Below are 26,651 nucleotides of genomic sequence, written 5' to 3'. Positions count from 1 at the left end.
ATGACCCAGCAAAACCCCCTGGCAGAAGGCCATTGCGACCCGCGCTTCGCCGCGGTGCGCGCCGCGTTCGAGGAGAACTTCCGCGACCGCGGGGAACTGGGCGCGGCGGTGTGCGTCACGCTCGGCGGGGAGACGGTGGTGGACCTGTGGGGCGGCTGGGCCGACGCGGCCCGCACCCGCCCGTGGGAGCGGGAGACGCTGGTCAATGTGTGGTCGACCTCGAAGGGGCCGACGGCGCTGTGCGCGCACATCCTGGCCGACCAGGGACTGCTCGACCTCGACGCCCCGGTGGCCGCGTACTGGCCGGAGTTCGCGGCGGCGGGCAAGGGCGGCATTCTCGTACGGCATCTGCTGTCCCACCGGGCGGGGCTGTCCGGGCTGCGGGAGCCGCACACCTTCGCGCAGCTCTGCGACTGGGAGTTGACCGTCCGGCGTCTCGCGGAGCAGGAGCCCTGGTGGGAGCCGGGGACCCGGTCCGGCTATCACGCGCTGACGTTCGGGCACTTGGTCGGTGAGCTGGTGCGCCGGGTGTCGGGGCTGTTGCCGGGCGCGTTCCTGGAGCGGGAGGTGACCGGGCCGCTCGGGATCGACTTCACCATCGGACTGCCGGAGAAGGAGGCCGAGCGGGTGGCCGAGCTCGTCCATCCTCCGGCGGCGTCGAGCAGCGAACAGGCGGCGGTCTTCGCAGAGTTGGCGCCCGCGGCGCTGGCGGCGCTCGCCAACCCGTCGGTCGGTGCCGTCGAGGCGAACACACCGCGATGGCGGGCCGCCGAGATACCGGCCGCCAATGGTCACGGGACGGCGCGCGCGGTCGCCGCGCTGTACGGGATCCTCGCACTGAAGGGCACCTACGGATCCCGGCGCGTGCTGTCCCCGGAGGCGGTCGAGCGGGTGCGCGAAGGGCAGGGCCGTTGCCGCGACCTGGTGCTGGGCGCCGGGTTCGCGCGGGAGACGGAGGTCGGACTCGGGCTGTGGCTGAGCGGGGTCAACGGATCGTACGGACCCAACCCCAGGGCTTTCGGACACGACGGGTTCGGCGGCTCCTGCGGTCTCGCCGACCCGGAAGCGGGGGTCTCACTGGGGTACGTGATGAACCGCATGGGCCCGCACATCGCAGACGACCCAAGGAAGATGGCGCTCGTCGACGCCCTGTACAGCGCCCTCCACGAGCGCACCGCGACCGCCCTGGACGCGGGTTGAATTCGGCCGAAGTCTCCGGCCGCCCTTTCCTGGTGGTTTAGACCAATGCTAGATGTGGTGGCGCAATGAGCCCGCACGGCTACGCCTAGTCACCACGCAGGAGCGGACATGGCCCGCACCACCCCTTCATCCGACCACGAACCGCTCTACGCGCGGATCGCCGTACAACTGCTCGGCGAGCTGCGCGACGGGGCCATCCCGCCCGGCGAACGCCTGCCGGGAGAGCGCGAGTTGGCCGGTCGTTTCGGCGTCAGCCGGGAGACCGTACGGCAGGCGTTGCAGATGCTGCGACGCGGCGGCCAGGTCTCCACCGACCGGCGTGGCAGCCATGCGACGCTGCCCGTCACCGGCGCAGAACCCGTCCCGTCCCTCGACTTCCCCGTCGGCGCGCACACCAGTGAACCGTGCGCACGCCAACGGACCTCCGTGACCTGGGAGACTCCCCCACCGGAACACGCCGAGGCCCTCGGACTCGCCCCGCGGCGGGCGACACTGGTCCACCGCTACGAGTCGGCCGCCGCCGACGGCAGCGGGCTGCGCACGGCCGTGACGTCCTTCTCCGCGATCGCGGTGACCGAGGTCGAGGAACTCGCCCGCTACCGCGACCGCGCGGACGGCCACGCGTCGGCGCAGCTGTCACGGGCCTACGACTGGATGCGCAAGGCGGGTCTGACCCTGCATCACCGGGACGCGATCACCCGGCTCCCGCAGTCGGTGCGGGTCACCCGCCGCGTGCACGACCAGTACGACCGGCCTCTGGAGATCACCGATCTGACCGTGGACGCGCAACAGGACGCCCTGGTCTACGAGTTCACGCTTCCGGCGGCCGAGTGAACTCCGAGTGACGAAAGACGGTCGGGACGGCGAACACGACGGGAGGGGTGGGGACTTCGTCCGGGGTCACCCACCCGTCCGGAGCTGGAATGCAGTCATCTGACCGATCCCAGCGGGGCTGTTCACGTCTAGCGTCGAGACATGACCTCCAACGACGCACAGCAGATCGAGCGGGCCAACGCGACGGGTCGGACACCGGTCGTCTTCGTCCACGGTCTGTGGCTGCTGCCCAGCAGCTGGGACCGGTGGGCGACCCACTTCGAGCAGGCCGGGTTCGCTCCGGTCTCGCTGTCCTGGCCCGACGACCCCGACACGGTCGAGGAGGCCAAGGCCCATCCCGAGGTCTTCGCCGGCAAGACGGTCGGTCAGGTCGCCGACCACCTGGAGAGCCTCATCGGCGGCCTCGAGAAGAAGCCCGCCGTCGTCGGCCACTCCTTCGGTGGCCTCCTCACCCAGATCCTGGCCGGCCGCGGCCGGTCCGCCGTCTCGGTGGCGATCGACCCGGCTCCGTTCCGGGGCGTGCTGCCCCTCCCGATCTCGTCCCTGCGCTCCGCCGCGCCCGTGCTCGGCAACCCGGCGAACCGGAACCGGGCCGTCCCGCTCACCTACGAGCAGTTCCGCTACGGCTTCGCCAACGCGGTCGGCGAGGAGGAGGCCAAGGAGCTGTACGACACCTTCGCCGTGCCCGCGCCGGGCGCCCCGCTCTTCCAGGCGGCCACGGCCAACTTCAACCCCTGGACCGAGGTCAAGGTCGACACCGAGAACCCGGACCGGGGCCCCCTGCTGATCATCTCGGGCGAGAAGGACCACACCGTCCCGTGGGCCATCGCCAACGCGTCGTACAAGAAGCAGCAGCGCAACCCCGGCGTCACCGAGATCACCGAGATCAAGAACCGCGGCCACGCGCTGACCATCGACCACGGCTGGAAGGAAGTCGCCGACACGGCACTGGAGTTCGTCCGCCGTTTCGTCTGACCACCACCTCAGCCGTGCGGCGCCCGCACGCCGCACCGCACCATCGCGCCACCTCTCGAAAGGGAACAACCCATGAGCACGTTCACGACCTCCGACGGCACCGACATCTTCTACAAGGACCTGGGCAGTGGGCAGCCGGTCGTCTTCAGCCACGGCTGGCCACTCAACGCGGACGCCTGGGAGGGTCAGCTGCGGCTGGTCGCCGAGAACGGCTTCCGCGGCATCGCGCACGACCGCCGCGGGCACGGCCGTTCGGCGCAGACGTGGCAGGGCAACACCATGGACCAGTACGCCGACGACCTGGCCGAGCTCATCGAGTCGCTCGGCCTCGACGACGTGATCCTGGTCGGGCACTCCACGGGCGGCGGCGAGGTGGCCCGCTACATCGGCCGGCACGGCACCGGGCGGGTCGCCAAGGCGGTCCTGCTGGGCGCGGTTCCCCCGGTCATGCTGAAGTCGGACACCAACCCGGAGGGCACGCCCATCGACGCCTTCGACGGCATACGCGCCGGGGTCGAGGCGGACCGCTCGCAGTTCTACCAGGACCTGGCCTCACCGTTCTACGGCGCCAACCGCGAGGGTGCCACGGTCTCGCGGGGCAAGCGCGACGAGTTCTGGCTGCAGAGCATGCAGGCCGGGCTGAAGGCGGCGTACGACTGCGTCGAGCAGTTCTCGGAGACCGACTTCACCGAGGACCTCGCCAAGATCGACGTTCCGACGCTCATCGCGCACGGCGACGACGACCAGATCGTGCCGATCGGCGCCGCCGCGCTGAAGACGGCTCAGCTGGTCAAGGACGCGACGCTGAAGGTGTACCCGGGCGCCCCGCACGGCCTGGTGGGCGAGTTCGAGCAGGCCTTCAACGCCGATCTGCTCGACTTCATCCGCGCCTGACGGGCGACGCGGCCCACCCGGACGCCGTGACCGGCCTCGGCGAGTCCGCCGACGGGGGCGTGGGCCGGCGTCCGCCGAGGCAGGAGAGTCCCCCGGGTCCGCGGGGCCCGGGGGACTCTCGTCAGCGCTCGGGAGACCGTCCGAGGGCGAGGGACCGTGGGCGGCGGAGGCTCGTCCGCGCTCCGGATGCCGAGGAAACGACTCGGCCCCGGCAGCCCCGGCAGGGAGCCTTCCCTTGGGCGCCCCCGTCATACGGCGCCGGAGGACCTCACCGAGGTGTCCTCGCGCGTGGCCACGACCATCCGGGCCCGCGGGCTGCCGTCCCGTCGGCGGCCGAACTCGGGCAGCGCGTGAAGTTCCGTCCGGAAGCCGGCCCGATCCAGTTCCCGCTCCACGTCACCGAGCCGGAACGCGCGGTAGTACATGACGAAGGTCGGACGCCGGACGGCATTGCGCACCCACATCACCGTGTCGAAGCCCAGCAGGGCCCAGTACCACGGCGAGCTGGGCCGCGGCGGAGCCATGATCGGGAACGCGAAGCGTCCGCCGGGGCGCAGTACGGCGTGGACCCCGGCGAACACGCCGGGCAGCTCGCGCGGCAGGAAGTGCCCGAAGGCGCCGAAGCTCACGACCAGGTCGAACGCGGGCTCGAACGGGAGGGCGCGGGCATCACCGCGCACCCAGGCGACCGACGGTGCGCCGTCGCCGCGAACCGGGGGCACGGACGGTGACCCGGCCCCCCGTACGCCGACGACGGAAGGCAGCGTGCCGCCCCGCGCCGGAGTGACGGACGGCGGCCTGCCTCCCGGCGTCGGGGCGACCGGCAGTGGCCCGTCGTCACGCGCCTCCGCCGGGGACGGTGAGCCGTCCTCGCGCGTCCCCACCAGGGACGACGAACCGTCGGCGTCGGTGTCGAACCGCTCGCGTCCGACCGTCAGCATGCCCCTACTGATGTCGACGCCGGTGACGCTCTCCCGGCACAGTTCCCGCAGGACCTCCATGCCCGCGCCGGTGCCGCAGCACAGGTCGAGTCCCGCGGTGAACGGTCCCAGCGGCGCGAGGGCCCGTCCGACCGCGTCGAGGATCGCGTCCGGGGTCCGGAACGGCGTGTGATCGAACTTGGGGGCGAGCAGGTCGTAACCGTGTTCGATGGACGAGAGGCCCTGCACGGCCAGTTCGCGGAGAGTGGGACCTTGCGGCGTGAACATCTGGCCGAGCTTAGGGGCAGCGGGCGTCGGGTGCGCTGATCTATCGTCCCCGGCATGACCTCGTTCCGCCCCGCCCCCGCCTGGCTGGCCGACGCCGTCTTCTACCAGATCTACCCGCAGTCGTACGCCGACTCCAACGGCGACGGCATCGGCGACTTCGACGGCATCGCCGAGCGCCTCGACCACCTCGCGTGGCTGGGCGTGAACACCGTGTGGCTCAACCCGTGCTTCGTGTCACCGTTCGGAGACGCCGGATACGACGTCGCCGACTACCTGGACGTCGCACCCCGATACGGATCCTCCGACGACCTCGCCCGACTCGTGGACGAGGCCGGCCGCCGCGGCATCCGCGTCCTCCTCGACCTCGTGGCGGGTCACACCTCCGACCAGCACCCGTGGTTCCGGGCCGCGATGGACGATCCGGCCGACGACCGGTACATCTGGGCGCCCGGGGGCTCCCCGGACGGCTTCGTCCCCTCCCCCGGAACCCGCCCGGGGGCGTATCTGCCGAACTTCTTCGCCTTCCAGCCCGCCCTGAACTTCGGTTACGCGCGCACGCGTCCGGACGAGCCGTGGCGTGGACCGGTCGACGCGGAGGGCCCGCGCGCCAACCGTGCCGCGCTGCGCTCCGTGATGGACCACTGGCTGGGCCTCGGTCTGTCGGGCTTCCGCGTGGACATGGCCGCCTCGCTCGTGAAGGACGACCCGGGCAAGAAGGAGACGGCAGCGGTCTGGACGGAGTTGCGCCACTGGCTGGACGGCGCGCATCCGGACGCCGTGCTGCTCTCGGAGTGGGGCGACCCCGAGGTGTCCGTCCCCGCGGGGTTCCACACGGACTTCTTCCTCCAGTTCGGCGGGCCCACCGACGGACTCGCCCTGCGCTCGCTGTGGAGCAACGGCGAGGGCACGGTCAACGAGGCCTGGGATCCGCTCGACTGCTTCTTCGACGCCGAGGGCCGGGGCTCCCCGCGCCCCTTCGTGGACGCGTGGAGCAGGGCGGTGTCCGCGCTCGGCGAGGACGGATTCATCGCGCTCCCCACCGCCAATCACGACTTCTCCCGCCTCAACTGCGGCCCCCGCACGGCCGCTCAGCTCCCCGCCGTGTTCGCCTTTCAGCTGACCTGGCCGACCCTTCCGGCGATCTACTACGGCGACGAGATCGGCATGCGTTACCTGCCGGGACTGCCTGAGAAGGAGGGCAGCGTGCTGGGGCCCCGCTACAACCGCGCGGGTTCCCGCACGCCGATGCAGTGGGACGACAGCCCCAACGCCGGCTTCTCCACCGCCCCCGCCGACCGCCTCTATCTCCCCGTCGACCCGTCCCCGGACCGCCCGACGGTCGCCGCCCAACTGGCCGACGACACCTCGCTCCTGCATCTCGTACGCCGCCTCGTCGCCCTGCGCACCGGCGCCCCGGAGCTGGGGCCGGGCGGTTCGGTGGAGGTGGTGCACGCCGGGTACCCGTTCGTGTACGTGCGGGGCGACCGCTATCTCGTCGTGATCAATCCACGCCGGGAGCAGGCGAGTTGTCGCTACGACGGCGCAGTCGACGCCCGCTCTCTGGAAGTTGACGGCGTCCGTGTCGCCGACGGCGGTATCGACGCCCAGGGATTCGGCTACGGCGTCTTCGAACTCACCGGGCCGAGTGCCGGGCGCTGAGGAACGGTTCCCCTCCGCCCGTCGTGTTGGGCGCGCCCTGCCCCGGTCGACGGTCGCGGCAGGGGGGTTCAGGCGAGCCGGCCGGCTGTCCGCAGCGGGCAGCCGGTGCCGACGCGTGTGGTCAGTTCGGTCCGCAGGGTGACCAGTTCGGCGATGCGGGCGTCGATGACCTGGATCTTCTCCTCGAACAGCGCGGACAGTGATTCCGCGGTGTCCGGCGCTTCACGCAACTCCTCGCCGTGCCGGGCGATCTCGGCCAGGGAGAACCCGAGGGCCTGCGCGGTGCGGACATAGTGCAGCCAGGGCACCGCCTCGGGTGGGAAGTCGCGATATCCGTTGGCCAGGCGGCGGCCTTCGACCAGACCGACCTTTTCGTAGAAGCGGATCGTGTCTCTGGATATGCCCGCCTGCGCGGCGAGTTCACCGATGCGCATGACCCTCCGTCGGAGATCGGGGCTCTGGTTCGGGCCCGGGTACGGGCTTGACCTTGGACCGTACTCCACTGTTTAGCGTGAGGCGTCGCTGCCACCGGACCAGTAGGAGCCTCGCCGTGATCCGTCTTCCCGACCCCGGGCAACCCGCCTATCTCCGCCTCGTACGAGCCAGTGCCTGGTACGACCTCGTCGTCACGGCGGGATTCGCGACGCCGTGGACCTACACGCTGGTGCACGACGCGCTGTCGTCGTGGGGCGACGCGCTCGGCATGGGCGCTCTGCCCGAACCCGACCCGTGGCAGACCCTGTTCGCGAACCTGATGGGCTCGGTCGTGGTCGTCTGGTCGCTTCTGCGCATCGTGCGGACGCAGCCGGAACACGGGCTGTTCGACGGCATGGCGCGCACCTTGTTCGCGGCGTGGCAGGCGTACGCCTTGGCCCAGGGAGTCTCTCGTATTCTGTGGCCGTTCTTCGCCGTCGAGGTGGTGTTCGGCGTCCTCCAGCTCGCGCCGTGGTGGCGACGCCGACGCACGGACCCGGCGAACGACACCGCCGGACCGGCGAACCGGAATTCCGCCTTCGCAAAGGGAGGTTGGCGGAACTGACAGGTCCCGCCGGCCTCCGGGAATCCTCCTGAACGTCCTGGCAGAGGGCCGGGGCCGGGAACCGCCCTCGGGCCCCTACGCCGATCGACACTCGGCGAGCCGCTTCTCCAGAAATCTCCGCTCGGACGCGTTCTCCACCAGTTCGAGCGCCCGCTCGTACGCCTCGGCGGCCTCCGCGGTACGACCGCCGCGACGCAGCAGGTCCGCACGAGTGGCGGGCAGCAGGTGGTAGGCGGCCAGCTCGCCCTCCTCCTCCAGTTCGGCGACCAGGGCGAGCCCGGCGTCGGTGCCTGCGGACATGCCCACGGCGACCGCCCGGTTGAGCCGGACCACGGCGGAGGGCACGAAGCGCCGGAGTTCGCCGTAGAGGGCCGCGATGTCGGCCCAGTCGGTCTCGTCGGCCGTGGCGGCGGTGGTGTGACAGGCGGCGATCGCGGCCTGGATCTGGTACGGCCCGGGGCGCCCGCGGCGCAGGGCGGTCTCCAGGAGTGCGGCGCCCTCGTCGGCCTCCGGCCTGTCCCAGGCGCTGCGGTCCTGGTCCTCCAGGGTGACCAGGTCGCCCCCGGCGTCGACGCGCGTGCCGCGCCGGGCGTCGTGCAGCAGCAACAGTGCTAGCAGACCGAGGACTTCGGTCTCGTCGGGCATCAGGCCGGCCAGGACGCGGGCGAGGCGGATCGCCTCGGCGCAGAGGTTCGTGCGCACCAGATCGGCCCCGGCCGTGGCGGCGTACCCCTCGTTGAAGAGCAGATAGAGCACGCCGAGTACGCCCGTGGTGCGTTCGGGCAGCAGGTGCGCGGGCGGTACGCGGTACGGGATGCCCGCGTTGCGGATCTTCCGTTTGGCGCGCACCAGCCGCTGCGCCATCGTCGCCTCGGGGACGAGGAAGGCGCGCGCGATCTCGGGCGTGGTCAGTCCGGCCAGGGTGCGCAGGGTGAGCGCCACCCGGGCCTCGATGGGAAGCGCCGGGTGGCAGCAGGTGAAGATCAGCCGCAGCCGGTCGTCCCCGACTCCGCCGTCCTCGTCGAATTCCGGGTCGTACGGACCCTCGTCGCGCGTCGGCACCGCCACCTCCCGCAGCTTCCGCGCCCCGACGGCCTCACGGCGCAGCACGTCCAGGGCGCGGTGGCGCGCGGTCGTGGTCAGCCAGGCGCCGGGGCGGCGCGGCACTCCGTCGCGCCGCCACCGGTCGAGGGCCTGGGCGAAGGCGTCCTGCGCGCATTCCTCGGCGAGGTCCCAGTCGCCGGTCACCCTGATGAGGGTGGCGACGACCTGGCCCCACTCCTCGCGGAACGCGGCCGCGACCGCCTCCTCGACGTCGTCGTTCACTCCCAGACCGGCCGCACCTCCACCGAACCGCCGCTCAGCGCCGCCGGATGCCGGGACGCGAGGGCGATGGCCTCGTCGAGGTCGGCGACCTCGACGATGTCGATACCCGCGACGTACTCCTTCGATTCGACGAACGGGCCGTCGCTGAGCAGGACTTCGTCGCCCTGGACCCGGACGGTGGTGGCGTCGGTGGGGGGCCGCAGCCGGGCGCCGCCCCTCACGATGTCGCGGTCGCGCACCTCTTGGACGTACGAGGTGAACCGGGCGTCGTCGGAGATCTCCGCGGGACCGCGTTCCTCGCCGCCGACGGGTGTGCAGATGAACAGGACGTACTTCATGACGGGACCTTCTCGGCTCCCGGAATGCCGGCGACGACCGGCACCGACGTGTGCTGGTGGACGATCTGCCAGCGGTCGCCGGCCGCGCGGTAGCCCGTGGTGACGCGTGCGGTGGTGTCCAGCACTCCGCCGTCGACGAGCGTGCCGCGCGTACGCACCAGGGCGTGGCTGAAGGCGACGCTCTCGTCGACGCGCAGGCGGAAGTCGAGCACCTCACGGTCGACGGGTCCGGCGAGCGTCGAGAACCACAGTTCCTCCGCCTTGCGCAGGGCGTCGACACCGCTCTGCTCCAGGCCGCTCACGGGGTGGAACACCTCGACGTCCGGGGCGTAGCAGGCCATCGCCCGGTCGATGTCACGCTCGCGGGCGGCCTCGGTGAGCTCCGCGTCGAGGCGGCGGATCTCCGGCTCGGCGTCCTCCTCGTCCCAGAACGCGCGGACCTCCATGGCGCCGATGGCCGCGACCGGGTGTTTCGCCGCGGCCCGGATCGCCTCCTCCATGTCGGCGCAGTCGAGGATGTCGAAACCGGCGACGTACTCCTTCGTCTCGGCGAAGGGGCCGTCGGTGCGCAGCACCTCGCCGTCCCGCACCCGGACGGTGACCGCGTCGGCGGGCAGCCGGAGCCGGTGACCGTGCAGCCGTACGCCGCGCTCGGCGCCCAGCTCCTCGACCCAGGGTTCGACGGGCGCCATCCCGGAGGCGTCGGCGGTGTCGTCGCCGCAGACCAGCAGCATGTACTTCATGGTTCCTCCCGGTGCTCATGAGCTTCCTACACCCCACCGACGAACGGCGGAACGGCGAATCGACACGCGGCGGTGATCTCTTTCGCCCGTGGGCGCCCCGGGGCACGCGCGGCCCGTGCGGGCGCCTGCGCGCCCGCGCGCCGTCAGCGGCGGGAGGCTCCCGGCCGCACGGGAAGGGCCCGAACGCTGTTGCCCACGAAACTGGCGTGCCGGGTGAGCTCCGCCTCGGGCAGGGCAAGGTCGAGGTCGGGGAAGCGGGTGAACAGCCGCTCCAGGGCGATGGTGGCCTCCATCCGGGCGAGCGGGGCCCCGAGGCAGTAGTGGGCACCGTGCCCGAGGGAGAGGTGCCGGACGGCACCGGGCCGCCCGGGGCGGGTGATGTCGAAGCGGTCGGCGTCCGGTCCGTGAGCGGCCCGGTCGCGGCCCGCGGCCGAGTAGCCGGCGAGGACCGGGGTGCCCTGGGGAATGACGCTCCCGTCGACGGTCAGGTCCCGCACCGGGTAGCGGAACGGGAAGTAGCTGACGGGCGCGTCCCAGCGCAGGGTCTCCTCGACGACGTCCGCCCAGCTCGACTCGCCCTTGAGGACGGACTCCAACTGGTCCCGGTGCCCGCACAGCGCCCGTACGGCGTTGGTGATCAGGTTCAGTGTGGTCTCGTGCCCGGCGATGATCATGAGCACCAGGGTGCCGATGAGTTCCTGCTGGCTGAGCCGGTCGCCCTCCTCGTCCCGGGCGGCGATCAGGGCGCTGGTGAGGTCGTCGCCGGGGTTCTCCGCGCGCGCGGTCGCGACGGCGACCAGCACGGCCACCAGTTCGCGGTTCGCCGCGACGACCTGCTCCGGACCGATGTCGGTGGCGACGACCTGGTTCGACAGATGGTGGAGCCGGTCGAGGTACTCGGCCTCGACGCCGAGGAGTTCGCCGATGACGCTCATCGGCAGGGGAAGCGCGAAGTGCCGCCGCAGATCGGCCACTCCCCCGCTCTCCTGTGCCGCCGCGTGCAGGCCGTCGAGCAGTCCGGACGTCAACTCCTCGATGCGGGGGCGTAGTTGCTCCACACGTCGCGCGGTGAACGCCTTGCTGACGAGGGAGCGCAGCCGCCGGTGGTCGTCACCGTCGGCGGTCGTCATCCCCTGCACGGTGGCGAAGGTCAGCAGTGGCCAGCCCTCGGCTATCCGTCCCTCGCGCAGGGCCGTGAAGTGCCGGGCCCCCTTGGCGACATCCGGGTGGGCGAGGAACTCCTTCAACGCGTCGTGCCCGAGCACCGCCACGCCTTCCACCGCACCGGGCAGCTCCACCGCAGCGACGGCGCCCCGCGCGAGCAACCGCTCGTTGTCGGCGTGCGGGCAGCCGCCCGCGGGGTCCATGCGGTGCGGAGTGACGGGAGAGGTGTCCACCGGGTTCTCCTTGCTACGGGCCGAGTTGGCGGTCGTACGACACCGTCGGGCGCCGTACGACGATCGATTCTGCCTGCTCAGAACAGCGTGCGCAGCAGCTCGGCGAAGCCCTTCGGGTGGGTCAGGTTGCCGTTGTGGCCGCCCGGGAAGTGGATCGGTGCGACACCGAGTCCGGCGGCCAGTTCCTCGGCGCAGCGGTAGTCGAACATCTGGCGCGGCGTGGTGCGTCCTGCCGCCGGCACGACGCGGACCGGCCCGCGCTTGAGCGCACCGATCTCGTCCGGTCCGAGTTCGGCCCGGCTCATCGTCAGTGCGTCGTGCGCGACGAAGAACGTGAAGTTCGCCTCGCGGGAGGCGTCCAACGGGGCCATTCCGGCGCCGGGTTCGACTTCCTGGCGGCTCGGGTCGATGCCGAGGATCTCGGCGATCCTGCGTACACCGGCGATCCATCCTTCGTGACGGAAGACCTCGCGCATCTCGTCCAGCTCCCGCCAGGCGCGGAGTTTCTCGGCCTCGGGCAGCATGCCGGGGATGGCGGGCTCGTGTGCGACCAGGACGCTCAGCCGCTCGGGATGGCGCCGGGCGAGGCGGAGTCCGATGACGGCACCCATGCTGCAACCGAGCATGAGCGCGGGCTCGTCGGTGAGGTGGGCCAGCAGCCGGTGCACGTCGTCCACGTGCTCGTCGAGGGTGGCACCGCGGGCCGGATCGTCGAGGACGCTGCGGGACAGGCCTCGCCGGTCGTACGTCACGACGGTGTACGCGTCGACGAGGTGGTCGACCATCGCGTCACTGCGGTTGGCGTCCCCCTCTCCGCTCTGCGAGACGAGCAACAGGGGTCCCGTGCCGCGCACTTCGTAGTGGAGGGTGGCGCCGGGGACGGGCAGGGCGCCGGTACGGGTGACATGCATGGCGGGCTCCTCACGTGGATGAACGCGGACGCCCTTCGGCGCCCCTCCCTCATCGAACGTACTCCATCATTCTTGATGCATCAAGAGTGATGCATTATTTCTGATGCATCTTCCTTGATATGATCTGCGGTCATGAACGGAGCGGAACTCTTCCTTCTGGGCCGGACCCTGATGAAGATCGGCGAGGAGGCCATCCCCACCGAGGGGGTCGGCCCTCGGTCCACGAGCACCCGGTCCATGCTGATCGTGATGCTCGACGTGTACGCCCACACCGACACGACGGTCGGCGAGGTCGCCCTGCGGACCGGCCTGCCGCAGAGCGCCGTGTCCGCGTGCGTCGCACGCCTCAGGGAAGCGGGCTCGATCCTCACCGCGACCGACCCCGCCGACCGCCGCCGCTCCCTGATCCGGCGCAACCCTGAGATCACCGGCCGCCGGGCCGAGGTCGCGGCGAGCCCGATCGACAACGCGCTGGGCGCCGCCCTCGACACCGAGGACAGCTCGACGATCGCCGAGACGGTCGCTCTGCTGGAACAGCTCGCCGAACGGCTGTCGCCGGACGTCCTCGGGCGCCTGCGCTGACGCCGGAGCGTCAGCTGCCGGAATGGACGAGGCCGAGAACGCGTTGAGGTACTGAGGCTGCGGATCCCGCGGCGACCGGAGCGCGGCCGACTTCCCTGGCCGCAACTGGGGCCACACCGGGGCCGGATGGTCCGGACAGTGTCCGGCCGACCGTTACCGCCGGACGCAAGGGTCCGCCTTCCGAAAGCCCCCTCGCGGGCCGCTGAGAGGCGGATCACAGCCGAACGGGCCCCTCCAGTGGTACAGTCGCACCAGCACTCGTGTACGCCGATTGTTCCAGGCGCCGGTGCCAGTTCCTTCTCCCGCTGCCACGCCGTCGATTCCGACCGGCGGACCAGCTTCTCAGCACCACCTCCCGAGCACGGCCGGGGATCGCTCCCGTCGTACCCGAGGTGATGTTCCCGCCGCACCGAGGCGCGCCCCGCGCCCTCCGTTCGCGGCCTCTCCCCCCCCTTCCTTCCGCATGACCCATGCAATTCCCGTCCGTGAAAGGACATCCCATGACCACCACACTCGAACGCCCCCCTGTACAGCAGCGGCCCCAGACCCAGGTCGCCACCGGTGTCCTCGACATCGACGGCAACGGGAAGGGGTACCTGCGCTCCGCGAACTGCCTGCCCTCGCCCACCGACCTTCAGGTCTCCCCCGCGCTGATCCGCCGTCACGGCCTGCGCAAGGGCGACACCGTGCACGGTGTGCGCGGCGGACCCCGGACCCTCACCGAGGCGGAGCGGATCAACGGCCGTGCGCCCGAAGAGCTGCGCCGCCGCCCGCACTTCGCCGACCTCACCCCGCTGCACCCACGTGACCGGCTCCGGCTGGAACACCCGGCGAGCGGACTGACCGGACGCGTCGTCGACCTGGTCTCGCCGGTCGGCAAGGGCCAGCGCGGCCTCATCGTCGCCCCGCCCAAGACCGGCAAGACGGTACTACTCCAGCAGATCGCCGCCGCCGTGGCCGGCAACCACCCCGAATGCCACCTGATGGTGGTGCTGCTCGACGAGCGGCCCGAGGAGGTCACCGACATGCGGCGCTCCGTACGCGGCGAGGTCTTCGCCTCCACCTTCGACCAGTCGCCCAAGCAGCACATCGCGCTCGCCGAGCTCGTCATCGAGCGGGCCAAGCGGCTCGTCGAGGCGGGCCAGGACGTCGTGATCCTGCTCGACTCCCTCACCCGGCTGTGCCGTGCGCACAACAACGCGGCCGCCGCCGGTGGGCGCACCCTCAGCGGCGGTGTCGACGCCGCCGCGCTGCAGGGCCCCAAGCGCATCTTCGGAGCGGCGCGTCTCGCCGAGGAGGGCGGCTCGCTGACCATCCTCGCCACCGCCCTCGTGGAGACCGGCTCCCGCGCCGACGACTTCTTCTTCGAGGAGCTCAAGGGCACCGGCAACATGGAGCTCCGGCTCGACCGGACCCTGGCCGCCCGACGGGTCTTCCCCGCGGTCGACATCACTCCCTCCGGCACCCGACGCGAGGAACTCCTGCTGCCCGCACCCGAGTTGGCGGCCGCCCGAGGGATTCGGCGCGCCCTGGGCACGCGGGACGGGCAGGCCGGCCTGGAAACGCTCCTGGAACGGCTGCGCGCCACCCCCGACAACGCCGCCTTCCTGCGCCAGGTTCACCCCACCCTGCCCTCCTGACCCCCGCGCCTGTGGCATCCGGGTGCTCGACGTCGCCACTCGGCCCGGGCAGCCCGGCGTGTCGCGAGTCCGTTCCTACGTTTGCGGTATGACCATCGGATTCTCGCTCCGGGCCGCCGTTTCTCGCTCCTCCGTCACGCGCGCCGCCCTCTCCTGCTCAGCCGTCTGCGTGGTCGGTGTGCTGGCCGCCGCGACGAGCCCCGCCGCCGCACTCGCCGGTGCGGGCCCCGGGGCGCCCCGGCCCGCCGCGTCGCAGTCCTCGGCGCTCTACCGGACCGGGACGCAGGTACGCCCCCAAACCGGGGCGCCCGCGGTCCCCGGGGACATCTCCGCACTGTCGTGGCTGGTGGCCGACGCCCGCACCGGCGACGTGCTCGCCGCGCACAACGCCCACCGCAGGCTGCCGCCCGCCAGCACCCTCAAGACCCTGTTCGCCCTCACCGTCCTCCCGTCGCTGCCCGGCACCATCCGGCACACCGTCAAGGAGGAGGAGCTGGAAGGCATCGGCGCGGGCAGCAGCCTGGTCGGCGTGGCCGAGAATCACACCTACAGCGTGGCGGACCTGTGGCGCGGGGTCTTCCTCAACTCCGGCAACGACGCCGTGCACGTACTCGCCGCGATGAACGGCGGCTGGGCGGCCACCACCGCCCAGATGCAGGCCAAGGCCCGCTCGCTCGGCGCCCGCGACACCCACGTCGTCTCGCCCGACGGGTACGACACGCCCGGGCAGGTCTCGTCGGCGTACGACCTGGCGGTCTTCGGGCGGGCCGGGCTGCGCAACGCCGACTTCGCGCGGTACTGCGCCACCGCCGAATCGATGTTCCCCGGCGACGGCGGGTCCTCGTACGGCATCCAGAACACCAACCGGCTGCTGACCGGCGCGAACGGGGTGGCGCCCTACCCGGGTCTGATCGGCGTCAAGAACGGCTACACCACCAACGCCGGCAACACCCTGGTCGCCGCCGCGCGCCGCGACGGGCGCACCCTCGTCGTCACGGTGATGAACCCTCAGGCGGGCGGCGGGTTCGCCGTGTACGAGGAGGCGCGCTCGCTGCTCGACTGGGGCTTCGAGGCGGCCGGCCGTGTCGAGCCCGTGGGGACACTGCTCGACACACGTGCCGTGCCCGCGGCCGGTCCCGCCGCCCCGTCCACCCCGGCCGGTCCGTCCACCCCGGCCGGTTCCGCCGCCCGGCCCGGTGCCACCGCACGGCGCGAGGCCACCGCACGGCCCGTGGCCGCCGCGCTCCCGGACGACGAGGGGTTCGACTGGTCCGCCGCGGCCGGAATCGCGGGCGCCGCCGGTCTGGGTGCCGCGAGCGTCGCTCTGGCCCTGCGGATCAAGGCGGCCCGGCCCCCGCGCGGCTGACCGGCGGGCAGCCACGACAGCAGCCCGAGCGTGACCCACGTATAGGTGTTGCTGCCGAGGAACCCGTCGAGGCCCGACGCGTCGTCGAACCACAGCCACACCACGCTGCTGCACAGCACCGCGTACAGAGCCGCCGCGACCCGCGGCCGGCGCCTGTGCAGCAGCACGGCGAAGGACGGCAGCAGCCACACCAAGTGGTGCACCCAGGTGATCGGGCTGACGAGACAGGCGGCGAGGCCGGTGAGGGCGAACGCCGCCGTCCAGTCCTCGTCGGCCAGAGCCCGCGAGACCCGCCGGGCCCACACGCACAGGACCAGCAGGGAAGCCGTCGCCCACAGGGCCCGGCTCGGGTCCTCAGGGGCCGTGAGCCGGGCCAGGACGCCCTGCAACGACTGGTTGGAGACGTAGGCCAGGCGCCCGACACGGGCCGTGTCCCACAGCGCGTCGGTCCAGTAGAAGCGCGACGCGCCCGGTGCCGCCCAGGCCGCCAGCGCGGTGGCCAGGGCGGCGACGCCCGTCGCGACACCGGCGGCACGCCGACGGCGGCCGAGCAGGAGCAGCACGATGAAGAGCGCCGGCGTGAGTTTGATCGCCGCGGCGAGGCCGATCCCGACGCCCGCCCAGCGGCCGCGCCCGCCCGCCAGCAGCCAGGCGTCGCTCAGCACGAGCGCGAGCAGCACCAGGTTGACCTGACCGAAGCTGAAGGTGTCGCGGACCGGTTCGAACAGGGCCAGCAGACAGGCCGTCAGGGCGAAGCCGAACCAGCCGTAGCGGCGCAGAGCGGGTCCGACCAGGATCGCCACCACGGAGGCCAGCGCGGCGAGGTTGAGCAGCAGGGCGACGACGATCACCGTGGGCAGCCCGACCAGGGCCATCGGCAGCATGCCGAGGGCCGCGAACGGCGGATAGGTGAAGCCGTACGTCGTTCCCGGCACCCGGTAGTCGTAGATCCGGCCGCCGTGGTGGACCCAGGTGTCGACCGTCCCGTAGTACACGCGCAGGTCGAACCAGTCGCGCAGCAGCGGCACGGTGGCCGTGAACACGCCGACGCCGACGGCCAGTCCGAGGACGAGGGCGAGGCGCCGGCGATCGGTGCCCAGCACCGCCGCCATGCCCCCGCGCCCCCTCGGCCCGCCCGGCACCTCGCCGCCCGGACCCCGTACGCCGCCCGGCACGTCGCCGCCCGGACCCCGCACGCCGCCCGACACGTCGCCGCTCGGACCCCGTACACCGCTCGAACCTCGTACACCGCCCGGCATCTTCACTCCCGTCGTCCCCCCCTCGACCCGCTCGGACCCGTCCCGGACCTCGGGTCTTCTGTCATGCCGTGCGCTCCAGTACCGGTGCGTCCGGCTGCGCCGCCTGGTGGGCCTGCCAGAGCACGACCAGGGCGAGCACTCCCCCGGAGACGGCGAGGACCACCTGTTCCACGTCCGCCGGTGCCCCGCTCGGCAGCACCGCGAGCGCGAGCACCGCGCTGACGGCGGCGACGCGGCCCCGCATCGAACCGGTGGGGGCCGCCGCCGCTATGAGGAACAGGCCCCACAGGGCGTACCAAGGCCGGATGGCGGGCCCGAACACCGCCACCGTGGCCAGGCTCAGGCCGAGCGCGTAGACCGGGTGCGGCCGCAGCCGGAGCCAGATGAACAGCAGCAGGCACACGGTCGCCACGAGTCCGGCCACGTGCCAGGCGGGCATGGCGAGCGGAGCGAGGCCACTGCCGAGCTTCTGGAGCACGGCGCCGGTGGCGCGGCCGAGCACGCTGGTGGGTGACCAGTTGTGCGGCGAGACCGGCGTCTTCAGGGCGGCTATCCAGCCGTATCCCGTACCGGCCACCGCCGTCGCGGCGACCGTCGTGGCGGCGGCGACCACCAGGGTCGTCACCGTGGCCCGTACCGTCCCCCGGCGCCCTCTTCCGCGCCCGCGCCCGCGCAGGGCGACGACCGCCAGCAGGCCGAGCGCGGCGGGCGCCTTGACCAGCGCCGCGAGGGTGATCAGCACGACGCCGAGAAGGTGCCGGCGGCCGCGCGCGGCCACCAGGCCGACACCGAGCAGACCGAGCATGATGGCGTCGTTGTGCGCACCGGCCACCAGGTGCAGCAGGACGAGGGGGTTGAGCGCGCCGAGCCACAGCGCGGCGGCCGGATCGGCGCCGCTGTGCCGGGCGAGGCGGGGCAGGGCCGCCGCCATCAGGGCGACGCCGAGCAGAGCCACCAGGCGCATGCCGAGCAGTCCGGCCGGTATCTCCCCGCGGGTCAGCGCCGACAGGGCGGACGCGACGGCGAGGAAGACCGGGCCGTACGGCGTCGTCGTCCGCTGCCAGACGGGCGCCACCTCGTCGGCGAGCGGGCCGCCGAGCCGCGCGGGTCCGTACGCGTACACGTCGATGTGGGCGTCGACCATGGCGCCCTGCGCGAGGTAGCTGTAGACGTCCCGGCTGAACAGCGGTGGCGCGAGCAGCAGCGGCGCCGCCCAAACGGCCAGAACGAGCAACAGGGAGCGCGGAGTGGGCGGTTCGGGCCCGCGTACGACGGTGCCGAGCAGCGCCCAGGCGGCGATCAGCAGAACGACGCCGAAGTACACCCCGACCAGGCCGAGTACGGCACGCCCCGACTCGGGGGCGAGGAATTCGCGCGCGGGCAGGGCCCCCGCGGTCTCGCCGCCCAGCGCGAGAAAGGCGGTTCCGGCCAGGCCCAGAGCCTGGCAGCGGCGGAGGTCGACGGGGAAAGCCACGGCCAACACGCCGCAAGCGTGTCAACGCCGGGTGGCCGGAAGGCGACGTGGCGCTCTCCTGGCGGGGTCAGGCGTATGACCTCCGCGTGGTGGCGCCAACGCCGTGCGGATGGCGCACTGGGCGCTGGGTCTGGGACCGTTGGCACACGGTCGGTGCGGGGCGCGCAGTCGGCGCGGGACCCACCATGCGTGCGGGACGCACCACCCGTGCCGACCCCACCATCCGTGCCGGACCCACCATGCGTGCGGGACGCACCACCCGTGCCGACCCCACCATCCGTGCCGGACCCACCATGCGTGCGGGACGCACCATCCCTGCCGGACGCACTATCTGGGCGGGACCCACCATCCGTGCGGGACTCGCAGTCCGTGTCGGACGGCGGTCGGGCGTGGGACGGCACTTGGCGCGTCGGTGAGCGTCGCGTTTTCCGCGGGGCTCCGGTCGGCGCGAGACGACGATCGGCGGGCGCCCCGGACCTGCGGGCCACGCGGCCGGCGGGCGGGCGGCCAGGCCTGCGGGATGACGACAGTCGGCGCGCGCCCCCGACCTGCGGGTCGGCAGTCGGTGGGCGGGCCAGGCCTGCGGATGACGACGATCGGCGGGCGCCCCGGACCAGCGGGTCACGCGGCCGGCGGGCGGGCGCCCCGGACCTGCGGGCACGCAGGCAGCGGGTGGGCCAAGCCTGCGGGCACTTGGGCAGCGGGTGAGCCAGGTGGGGCTAGAACACTGACACCCCGGTCAGGGTGGTGAAGCGGTCCAGGGCTGCCACGCCCGCCACCGAGTTGCCCCGCTCGTCGAGACCCGGGCTCCAGACGCACAACGTGCAGCGGCCCGGCACCACGGCGATGATGCCGCCGCCCACCCCGCTCTTGCCCGGAAGCCCCACCCGGTAGGCGAAGTCGCCCGCGGCGTCGTACGTACCGCACGTCAGCATGATGGCGTTGACCTGTTTGGCCTGGCTCTGGGTGAGCAGCCGGCCGCCGTCGGCGCGGATGCCGTGCCGGGCCAGGAACCCGGTGGCGAGGGCGAGGTCGGCGCAGGACGCCGCGATCGAGCACTGCCGGAAGTACTGTTCGAGCAGGACCGGCACCGGGTTGTCGATGTTGCCGTAGGACGCCATGAAGTGGCCGAGCGCCGCGTTGCGGTCGCCGTTCGCGGCCTCGGAGGCGGCGATGTCCTTGTCGAAGGACAGTTCCGGGTTGCCGCTCTCGGCCCGCAGGAACTCCAGCAGGGTGCCGGCCGCGTCCCCGGTCCGGGTCTGCAGCCGGTCGGTGACGACGAGGGCTCCGGCGTTGATGAACGGGTTGCGCGGGATGCCGTTCTCGTATTCCAGCTGGACCAGGGAGTTGAACGGGTTGCCGGAGGGCTCGCGCCCTACGTGCTCCCACAGCGCGTCGCCCTCGCGGGCCAGGTCCAGGGCGAGCGTGAAGACCTTGGTGATGGACTGCGTGGAGAACGGCTTCCGCCAGTCCCCCACTCCGTACACCGTGCCGTCGAGCTCCGCGACGGCCATGCCGAAGCGGCGCGGGTCGCAGGCGGCCAGCGCCGGGATGTAGTCGGCGGGCCGCCCCCGTCCCGGCGTCTGCGCGATCTCGGTGGCGATGCGCTCCAGGACCGGCTGGAAGGTCAGGGAGGAGGGATACGACGAATACGCGGGCATGATCGCCATTGTGCCGCCCGCCCGGTCCCGCCGCTCAACGCTCGGGCGGTCCCGGGCGTACGCGCGACGGCCTCGGACCGCGGAGGCCCGGCGAGCCGCCGCTCGGGCCGCAACAGGGCTCTCTTCAGCGCGAGTTCGGCACCCCGCAGAGGGGCACGTGGATTTCCGCGGGCGTCAGGCGTACGCCGGTCGGGCGAGCGGGTCGAGGGCGCGGACGGGGCGGATGCCGCCGACCACCGCGCCACCGCCGAGGAGGGGCGCGCCCGCGAACTCGGCGAGGGCGGCCGGGTCGACCCCGGCCCGTGCCAGGGCCGCGGCGGCCACCGGGACACGTGCCCGGTCGGCGCCGTCGGCGATCTTCACGGCGACGGCGCGGCCGTCGGGCAGCGCCGCGACCTGCACACCCTCGAAGCCGTCCTTGGCGAGCAGCCCGGGCACGGCCCTCATCAGCGCGGCGACGTCACGCCCGGACCCGGAGGCCATCTCGGCGTGCGCGCGCATCGCGTCGGCCACCCGGGCCTCAGGGGTGCCCGGCGCGGCGCCCGCGATCCGGACGGCGGCGCGCGCGAGGCCGTGCAGCGAGACGGAGAACAGGGGCGCGCCGCAGCCGTCGACGGTGACCTGGGCGACGGCCTGTCCGGTGAGGTCCTCGACGGCCTGGGCGATCGTCAGCTGGAGCGGGTGGGCCGGGTCGAGGTAGTCGTCGAGCGACCAGTCGTTGAGGTGGGCGGTGTACAGCATGGCCGCGTGCTTGCCCGAGCAGTTCTGGGCGAGCCGGGAGGGCAGTCGGCCCTCGCGTACCCAGGTCTCCCGGACGACCGGGTCGAAGGGCAGGTCGGGGATGTTGCGCAGCCGCTCCTCGGGCAGCCCGGCGGATTCCAGGATGCGCCGGGTGCCGGCGAGATGCCGCTCCTCGCCGGAGTGGCTGGCCGCGGCGAGCGCGAGCAGTTCGCCGTCCAGCGGGAGGCCGGCGCGCAGCATCGCCACGGCCTGCACGGGCTTGAGCGCCGAGCGCGGGTAGAAGGCGGCCTCGATGTCGCCGATCTGGAGCTCCACGCTCCCGTCGGCGGCGAGCACGACGACGGAACCGTAGTGGATGCCCTCGATCACGCCGCCGCGCACCAGGTGGGCGACGGGGGCGTGCAGGGGTTCGCGGATCACGGGGGCCTCGACGGCGAGCGGACCGCCGTACGTCATGGTCGGGTTCACGCGTCGGCCCCGACCCGTATCCGGGCGTGCGGGCGGCACGTGCTGTACCGGCCCGCGGCCGGCGCGAAGGCGCTGGGCGCACGGCGCGGCCCGGCCGACCGGGGGGAGCCGACGGGCGCGGACGCCCGGAACGCCGCCCGGATGTCCTGCGCGGACGTCCGGGAGGTCACCGGGTGGTCAGCCGCGGACGTACGGGACGCCGCTGGAATGTCGTGTCGCGGGGAGTGCGCGCTCATGCCTCGGGGCCGCCTTTCGTGAGGGTGTCCGTGCGCTCGGGGCGCACGATGGAGGTGAGTGCGGTGTCCACACGGTCGAGGTGGTGGGCCATGGCCTCGGTGGCGTCGTGTTCGCTGCCGTCGACCAGTGCTTCGACGATCGCCCGGTGTTCCCGGTTCGACTGTTCGCGACGGCCGCCGAGGTTGTTCAGGAAGGCCGACTGACGTGCCAGCGCGTCGCGGATCTCCTCGATGACACGGCGGAAGACCGGGTTCTGGGAGGCCTCGGCGATGGCGATGTGGAAGATCGTGTCCATGGCGACCCAGGCCGTGGTGTCGGTCTCCCGCTCCATACGGTCGAGCAGATGGGCGAGGTGGTCGAGGTTCTCCACGGTGCGGCGCAGGGCCGCGTAGCCCGCGACGGGGATCTCGACATGGCGCCGCACTTCGAGCAGGTCGCCGGCCGCGTAGTCGCCGAAGGTGGGGTCTTGGACCGCGTCGGCGACCACGAAGGTGCCCTTGCCGGTACGGGACACGGTCAGGCCCATCACCTGGAGGGCCCGCAGTGCCTCGCGCAGCACGGGGCGGCTGACCTCGAGACGGCGGCAGAGCTCCGCCTCGGAGGGGAGCTTGTCGCCGACGGCGTGGTCGCCGCGCTCGATGGCGTCACGGAGGTGGGTGAGCACCGCTTCCATGGCACTGACACGCCGCGGCATCGCCCCACCTGTCTGGCTGTCTGACAGGTTCACGGACGCGATACTCCGGGTGGCCTGCGGGGATGTCAAGCAGAGCACGGAAAGCGCACAGGGGGCGCGAAGGCCGGAATTCGGCTTCGCGCCCCCTGGGAGCGGCTGGTTCGTGTCCTCGGGGGCCTGCTCGCGCCGGCGCCCGCGGGCGGTCTCAGCTGTCGAGAACTCCCGCGCCGAGCAGCCCGAACAGTGCCACGCCGATCACGATCCGGTAGATCACGAAGGCGTTGAAGGAGTGCTTGGCGACGAACTTCAGCAGCCAGGCGATCGAGCCGTAGGCGACCACGAACGACACCAGGGTGCCGGCGAGCAGTGGGGCGGCGCCCACACCGGTGCCGAGGGCGTCCTTGAGCTCGTACAGGCCGGCGCCGGTCAGGGCCGGGATGCCGAGGAAGAAGGAGAGCCGGGTGGCGGCGACCCGGTCCAGGTCGAGGATGAGGCCCGTCGACATGGTGGCGCCGGAGCGCGAGAAGCCGGGGAAGAGCAGGGCGAGGATCTGGGAGCTGCCGACCAGCATCGCGTCCTTGAACGAGGTGTCGTCCTCACCGCGCTTGTGGCGGCCCATCTGGTCGGCCGCCCACATCACGCCACTGCCCGCGATCAGCGAGCCCGCGACCACCCACAGGGAGGCCAGCGGACCCTCGATGAGCGGCTTGGCCGCGAGGCCCACGACCACGATCGGGATCGTCGCGTAGATGACCCACCAGCCGAACTTGTAGTCGTGGCTGTGCCGCTCGTCCTTGTCGCGCAGCCCGCGCCCCCAGGCGGAGACGATCCGCACGATGTCCTTGAAGAAGTACACGAGCACGGCGGCGATCGCGCCGACCTGGATGACCGCGGAGAAGCCGACGACGGCGTTGTCGTCGACGGGGATCCCCATCAGCCCCTCGGTGATCTTGAGGTGGCCGGTCGAGGAGACGGGGAGGAACTCGGTCACCCCCTCGACGGCTCCGAGGACGACGGCCTGACCGACGTTGATGACGCTCATGGGATCCAGTTCTGAGGAGTTGGTCGACAGTGCTGTAGACGGTGCAGGAGACAGTGTCGCCTATGCGCGGCGGCGCCCGGCACCTACGTCCACAAAGCGTGCGCGAACGAGACCCCGGCGAACGCCGCGCCGAGGCCCGCCGTCACGCTCACGATCACGTTGGCGGCAGCGTAGAACCCCGCACCGGCCTCGGACAGCCGCAGGGTCTCGTACGAGAACGTCGAGTACGTGGTCAGCGCACCGCACAGACCGGTCCCGATCAGCAGTTGCAGGTGTTCGGAGACCTGACCGGCCGAGGCGGCGCCGGTGAGCAGGCCCAGGACCAGGCACCCTGTCACGTTGACGACGAGGGTGCCCCAGGGGAAGACCGTATCGTGCCTCAGCTGCACCGCCCGGTCGGTCAGATAACGCAGGGGCGCGCCGACCGCGGCACCGAGGATCACCAGCAGCCAATTCACGACGACTTCTCACTTTTCCCGGGCGTTCCGCCACCGCCGGCGCCGGATGTGTCCTCAGGTGTGCCGTCCCGCCCGACGTAGCGGATGACCTCGCATTCGTCGAGGATCACCAGCCCCTCGGTGACGAGTTCATCGATCTGCGGCAGGAAGGCCCGTACGCGCTCCTCGGTGTCCACCACGATCACCGCCACCGGAAGGTCCTCGCTCAGCGAGAGCAGCCGCGAGGTGTGGATGAGGGAGGACGCGCCGAACCCCTCGATGCCCCGGAAGACGCTGGCGCCCGCGAGGCCCGCGGCATGGGCGCGGTGCACGATCTCCGCGTAGAGCGGCTTGCGGTGCCAGGTGTCGTTCTCGCCGATGAAGATCGTCACCCGCAGGGCGCTGCCCGTCAGCCTCGTCATCGCCGCCTCCGTGCCAGGGCCCGGCGGGCCGCCGTCGTCCCGAGCCACACCGCCGCGAGGGCCGCGCACAGGGTCGCGGCGAGGTAGCCGAGCCCAGTGCCCGGGTGGCCCGCGCCGACCAGTGTCCGGATGTCGACGGCGTACGTCGAGAAGGTGGTGAAGCCGCCGAGGACCCCGGTGCCGAAGAAGGGCCGTACGAGGCGGTGCGCCGGCCACGCGTCGGTGATCAGCACCATGAAGACGCCGATCACGGCACAGCCCACGACATTGATCGCGAAGGTGGTCCAGGGGAAGGTGCCGGTCTGCGTGGGCCACAGCTGTCCCGCTCCGTAGCGGGCCGTGGCGCCGACGGCTCCGCCGAGGGAGACCATCGCGACGACCGGCCCCTGGCCGCGCCAGGGGGACGCCCCCCGCGCGGTCGCGCGCACGGGAGTGCCGGAGTCGTCGACGCGCTCGGGATGCGGGACTGTCATATACCTGGGCTCCTACTCGCCGGGCCGGTGCGGGCGCACGGCATCGCAAGCAGGGACCGTTGGCGGCATCCGTGCCGCGGTTCGGGTACGGCGGGCCCCACCGCCGCGCCACGACGCAAGATCGCGGCCGGTCAACAGGGTAACGCCGGAGGTGCGGGCCGCGCATACGCGGACCGAGCCGTGACAGGCCTCGCGCGGCGGCTCAGCCGGGGGCGGCGGGCAGATCGCAGACGGCGAGGCCGCGCTCCCAGAGACTTCCGAGGATCAGCCGGCCGTCGGCCTCGCAGACGCTGGTGACCATGCGGAATCGCGCACGGCGGCCCTCCAGATGGTGCAGGACACGGCCTGCGTCGTCGACCGCGAGGGCGCCCATGGTGCCCGGCGGGCGGAAGGGGGCGCGCACGGCGATGCGGGCCGCGGCGCGCCGGACGGCCGGGCCGCGCCGGTGCAGGAGTTCCAGGGCGCCGACACGGGGTCCCGCCAGCGCCACCCAGATCGGACCGCCCGGGGCGCGCCAGAGGTTGTCCGGCTGGCCGGGGAGGTCGTCGAGGAAGGTCTCGGCACGGCCCGCCGACGGCCCGGTGAGCCAGTAGCGGGTGAGGCACGACCTACCGGTCTCCGCTAGGACGAGGAACGACTCGTCGGCCGAGGGGGCGAGACCGTTGGCGAACTGGAGCCCTTCCAGGAGCACTTCGGGTTCCGTCTCTCCCGGTGCGAGGCGCAGCAGGCGACCGGTACCGGTGTGCTCGACGAGATCGCCGATCCAGTGCTCAAGGGGGTAACTGCGGCTGGAGACGGTGAAGTACACGGTGCCGTCCGCGAGGGCGACGACGTTGCTGCAGAAGCGCAGGGGCGCACCGGCGACCCGGTCGGCGAGGACGCGGACGACTCCGTCGTCGAGCCCGATCCGCAGCAGCCCGCGCTCGGCGTCGCACACCAACAGGGCGTTGTCCGGGAGGAGTTCGAGGCCGAGCGGTCTGCCGCCCGTCTCGGCGACGACCCGGACGCCGGTGCGGGCGGGATCGCCGAGCCCGTCGACGCGGACGATGCGGCCGTCCTCCAGACCGGTCAGCACCCCGCCCCGGGGGTCGGCCACCACGTCCTCGGGGCCGCGGCCGCCGAGCTCCACCAGGCGCCGGGGAAGGAGCGCGTTGGGAGCCCCCGTCGTAGTGGACCGGTGTCCCACGCGCCTACCAGCCCTTCTCGAAGTAGTGGCTGACTTCGGCAATGCGGAACTCGTCGCGGCGGTAGTAGGTCCGCCGTCCGACCTTCTTGGCACGCAGCAGTCCGACTCCGGTGAGGAGGTCGAGGTGGGTGCGTGCCACGCCCCGGCTCACTCCGAGCTTGACGGCCAGGGCCTCGGGGCTGACGCCGTCCTGGAGGAGGTCGCCGCGACGCTGCGGCGGGAAGTGGACCGCGGGGTCGCGCAACCACTCCAGGATGTCCAGCCGTTGCCCATTGACGGGCCCCTTGAGCATCTCGTCCCCCTCCGTCGTGACGGTCTCCCGCTACTGTCCCGCAGCCCGGGGCGGCACGCACGGCCTTCCACGACCCTGGCCGGAGCCGAACGGCTCCGAAAGCGCACGGGGCCCGGCCGCCCCGGCGGCCGGGCCCCGGCGCGCTCAGCGGCGGTCTCGTATACAAAAAAAAGA

At 72.4% G+C, this 26,651-nt stretch carries 26 protein-coding genes and 1 pseudogene; 9 read left to right on the top strand and 18 right to left on the bottom strand.

Annotation, left to right across the window (positions count from 1 at the left end):
* From ACFWBT_RS16790 to ACFWBT_RS16775, 4 genes are all read left to right on the top strand, one after another.
* Positions 1-1,200: a serine hydrolase domain-containing protein gene (locus ACFWBT_RS16790; protein ID WP_385700651.1), complete on the top strand. Its 1,200-nt coding sequence runs from the start codon at positions 1-3 to the stop codon at positions 1,198-1,200.
* 108 nt (positions 1,201-1,308) lie between these two features.
* Complete coding sequence (locus tag ACFWBT_RS16785; RefSeq protein ID WP_385700649.1) at positions 1,309-2,034, top strand: GntR family transcriptional regulator; 726 nt, start codon at positions 1,309-1,311, stop codon at positions 2,032-2,034.
* Between the two features lie 141 nt (positions 2,035-2,175).
* Positions 2,176-3,009 (top strand): alpha/beta hydrolase, encoded by an 834-nt coding sequence (locus ACFWBT_RS16780; protein ID WP_385700646.1) that lies wholly within the window; start codon positions 2,176-2,178, stop codon positions 3,007-3,009.
* Between the two features lie 72 nt (positions 3,010-3,081).
* The gene (locus ACFWBT_RS16775) at positions 3,082-3,903 is read left to right on the top strand and encodes an alpha/beta fold hydrolase (RefSeq protein WP_385700644.1); all 822 of its coding nucleotides are present in this window, start codon (positions 3,082-3,084) and stop codon (positions 3,901-3,903) included.
* Between the two features lie 248 nt (positions 3,904-4,151).
* On the opposite strand, the gene ACFWBT_RS16770 is transcribed toward ACFWBT_RS16775, so the two are convergent.
* Positions 4,152-5,111, bottom strand: a complete 960-nt coding sequence (locus ACFWBT_RS16770; RefSeq protein ID WP_385700641.1) for a class I SAM-dependent methyltransferase — start codon at positions 5,109-5,111, stop codon at positions 4,152-4,154.
* Between the two features lie 54 nt (positions 5,112-5,165).
* Between ACFWBT_RS16770 and ACFWBT_RS16765 the strand changes: the two genes are divergently transcribed.
* Entirely contained in the window at positions 5,166-6,770 is a 1,605-nt protein-coding gene (locus ACFWBT_RS16765; protein ID WP_385700639.1) for an alpha-amylase family glycosyl hydrolase, read from the top strand.
* A gap of 68 nt (positions 6,771-6,838) precedes the next feature.
* Here the strand turns inward: ACFWBT_RS16765 and ACFWBT_RS16760 are convergent, their stop codons facing one another.
* A complete protein-coding gene (locus tag ACFWBT_RS16760) occupies positions 6,839-7,204 on the bottom strand; it encodes a MerR family transcriptional regulator (RefSeq protein ID WP_266755625.1) in 366 nt (121 codons plus the stop codon).
* 116 nt (positions 7,205-7,320) lie between these two features.
* Here ACFWBT_RS16760 and ACFWBT_RS16755 point away from each other — a divergent pair, with 116 nt between their 5' ends.
* Positions 7,321-7,809 carry a hypothetical protein gene (locus tag ACFWBT_RS16755; RefSeq protein WP_385700636.1) on the top strand — a complete coding sequence of 163 codons (489 nt, stop codon included), beginning with the start codon at positions 7,321-7,323 and terminating at the stop codon, positions 7,807-7,809.
* A gap of 75 nt (positions 7,810-7,884) precedes the next feature.
* Here ACFWBT_RS16755 and ACFWBT_RS16750 read toward each other — a convergent pair whose 3' ends face one another.
* The 5 genes from ACFWBT_RS16750 to ACFWBT_RS16730 all read right to left on the bottom strand — a co-directional run bounded on the left by ACFWBT_RS16750 (position 7,885) and on the right by ACFWBT_RS16730 (position 12,524).
* Positions 7,885-9,141, bottom strand: a complete 1,257-nt coding sequence (locus tag ACFWBT_RS16750) for an RNA polymerase sigma factor (RefSeq protein ID WP_385700704.1) — start codon at positions 9,139-9,141, stop codon at positions 7,885-7,887.
* On the bottom strand, positions 9,132-9,473 hold the full coding sequence (locus ACFWBT_RS16745; protein WP_385700701.1) for a YciI family protein: 342 nt from the start codon (positions 9,471-9,473) through the stop codon (positions 9,132-9,134). Before ACFWBT_RS16745 ends, ACFWBT_RS16750 begins: the two co-directional genes overlap by 10 nt.
* Complete coding sequence (locus ACFWBT_RS16740; protein WP_385700633.1) at positions 9,470-10,216, bottom strand: nuclear transport factor 2 family protein; 747 nt, start codon at positions 10,214-10,216, stop codon at positions 9,470-9,472. The genes ACFWBT_RS16745 and ACFWBT_RS16740 overlap by 4 nt, the downstream gene beginning before the upstream one ends.
* 143 nt (positions 10,217-10,359) lie before the next feature.
* Entirely contained in the window at positions 10,360-11,613 is a 1,254-nt protein-coding gene (locus tag ACFWBT_RS16735) for a cytochrome P450 (protein ID WP_385700630.1), read from the bottom strand.
* Positions 11,614-11,690: 77 nt separating this feature from the next.
* Complete coding sequence (locus tag ACFWBT_RS16730; protein WP_385700628.1) at positions 11,691-12,524, bottom strand: alpha/beta fold hydrolase; 834 nt, start codon at positions 12,522-12,524, stop codon at positions 11,691-11,693.
* Between the two features lie 132 nt (positions 12,525-12,656).
* On the opposite strand from ACFWBT_RS16730, the gene ACFWBT_RS16725 reads away from it, so the two are divergent.
* From ACFWBT_RS16725 to ACFWBT_RS16715, 3 genes and pseudogenes are all read left to right on the top strand, one after another.
* On the top strand, positions 12,657-13,106 hold the full coding sequence (locus ACFWBT_RS16725) for a MarR family transcriptional regulator (RefSeq protein WP_385700625.1): 450 nt from the start codon (positions 12,657-12,659) through the stop codon (positions 13,104-13,106).
* 500 nt (positions 13,107-13,606) lie between these two features.
* Positions 13,607-14,746 (top strand): transcription termination factor Rho, encoded by a 1,140-nt coding sequence (rho, locus tag ACFWBT_RS16720; protein ID WP_385700623.1) that lies wholly within the window; start codon positions 13,607-13,609, stop codon positions 14,744-14,746.
* Between the two features lie 88 nt (positions 14,747-14,834).
* Positions 14,835-15,743, top strand: a pseudogene (locus tag ACFWBT_RS16715) (D-alanyl-D-alanine carboxypeptidase family protein); the annotation flags it as partial.
* 11 nt (positions 15,744-15,754) lie between these two features.
* On the opposite strand, the gene ACFWBT_RS16710 reads toward ACFWBT_RS16715, so the two are convergent.
* The 11 genes from ACFWBT_RS16710 to ACFWBT_RS16660 form a co-directional block, all read right to left on the bottom strand.
* Complete coding sequence (locus tag ACFWBT_RS16710) at positions 15,755-17,224, bottom strand: glycosyltransferase 87 family protein (RefSeq protein WP_385700620.1); 1,470 nt, start codon at positions 17,222-17,224, stop codon at positions 15,755-15,757.
* Between the two features lie 208 nt (positions 17,225-17,432).
* Complete coding sequence (gene mptB, locus ACFWBT_RS16705; RefSeq protein ID WP_385700698.1) at positions 17,433-18,845, bottom strand: polyprenol phosphomannose-dependent alpha 1,6 mannosyltransferase MptB; 1,413 nt, start codon at positions 18,843-18,845, stop codon at positions 17,433-17,435.
* 719 nt (positions 18,846-19,564) lie between these two features.
* Positions 19,565-20,506 carry a glutaminase gene (locus ACFWBT_RS16700; protein WP_385700617.1) on the bottom strand — a complete coding sequence of 314 codons (942 nt, stop codon included), beginning with the start codon at positions 20,504-20,506 and terminating at the stop codon, positions 19,565-19,567.
* Between the two features lie 174 nt (positions 20,507-20,680).
* On the bottom strand, positions 20,681-21,703 hold the full coding sequence (locus ACFWBT_RS16695) for an asparaginase (protein ID WP_385700695.1): 1,023 nt from the start codon (positions 21,701-21,703) through the stop codon (positions 20,681-20,683).
* Positions 21,704-21,947: 244 nt separating this feature from the next.
* Positions 21,948-22,625, bottom strand: coding sequence for a FadR/GntR family transcriptional regulator (locus ACFWBT_RS16690; protein ID WP_385700693.1), 678 nt, complete (start codon positions 22,623-22,625; stop codon positions 21,948-21,950).
* A gap of 205 nt (positions 22,626-22,830) precedes the next feature.
* Positions 22,831-23,667, bottom strand: a complete 837-nt coding sequence (locus tag ACFWBT_RS16685; protein ID WP_385700614.1) for an undecaprenyl-diphosphate phosphatase — start codon at positions 23,665-23,667, stop codon at positions 22,831-22,833.
* An 83-nt stretch (positions 23,668-23,750) separates the two neighbouring features.
* Positions 23,751-24,125 carry a fluoride efflux transporter CrcB gene (gene crcB, locus ACFWBT_RS16680; RefSeq protein WP_385700612.1) on the bottom strand — a complete coding sequence of 125 codons (375 nt, stop codon included), beginning with the start codon at positions 24,123-24,125 and terminating at the stop codon, positions 23,751-23,753.
* Positions 24,122-24,526, bottom strand: a complete 405-nt coding sequence (locus tag ACFWBT_RS16675; RefSeq protein WP_385700609.1) for a DUF190 domain-containing protein — start codon at positions 24,524-24,526, stop codon at positions 24,122-24,124. The genes crcB (ACFWBT_RS16680) and ACFWBT_RS16675 overlap by 4 nt, the downstream gene beginning before the upstream one ends.
* Positions 24,523-24,999, bottom strand: coding sequence for a fluoride efflux transporter CrcB (gene crcB / locus ACFWBT_RS16670; protein ID WP_385700606.1), 477 nt, complete (start codon positions 24,997-24,999; stop codon positions 24,523-24,525). The genes ACFWBT_RS16675 and crcB (ACFWBT_RS16670) overlap by 4 nt, the downstream gene beginning before the upstream one ends.
* A 202-nt stretch (positions 25,000-25,201) precedes the next feature.
* The gene (locus tag ACFWBT_RS16665; RefSeq protein WP_385700603.1) at positions 25,202-26,185 is read right to left on the bottom strand and encodes an SMP-30/gluconolactonase/LRE family protein; all 984 of its coding nucleotides are present in this window, start codon (positions 26,183-26,185) and stop codon (positions 25,202-25,204) included.
* A gap of 4 nt (positions 26,186-26,189) precedes the next feature.
* Complete coding sequence (locus ACFWBT_RS16660; RefSeq protein WP_385700601.1) at positions 26,190-26,477, bottom strand: ArsR/SmtB family transcription factor; 288 nt, start codon at positions 26,475-26,477, stop codon at positions 26,190-26,192.
* Positions 26,478-26,651: the final 174 nt, after the last annotated feature.

It is taken from the genome of Streptomyces sp. NPDC060027 (assembly GCF_042737005.1).
Taxonomy (GTDB): domain Bacteria; phylum Actinomycetota; class Actinomycetes; order Streptomycetales; family Streptomycetaceae; genus Streptomyces.
Note: the sequence above shows the minus strand (reverse complement) of the source record. Positions and strands in the feature narration are given on the sequence as shown.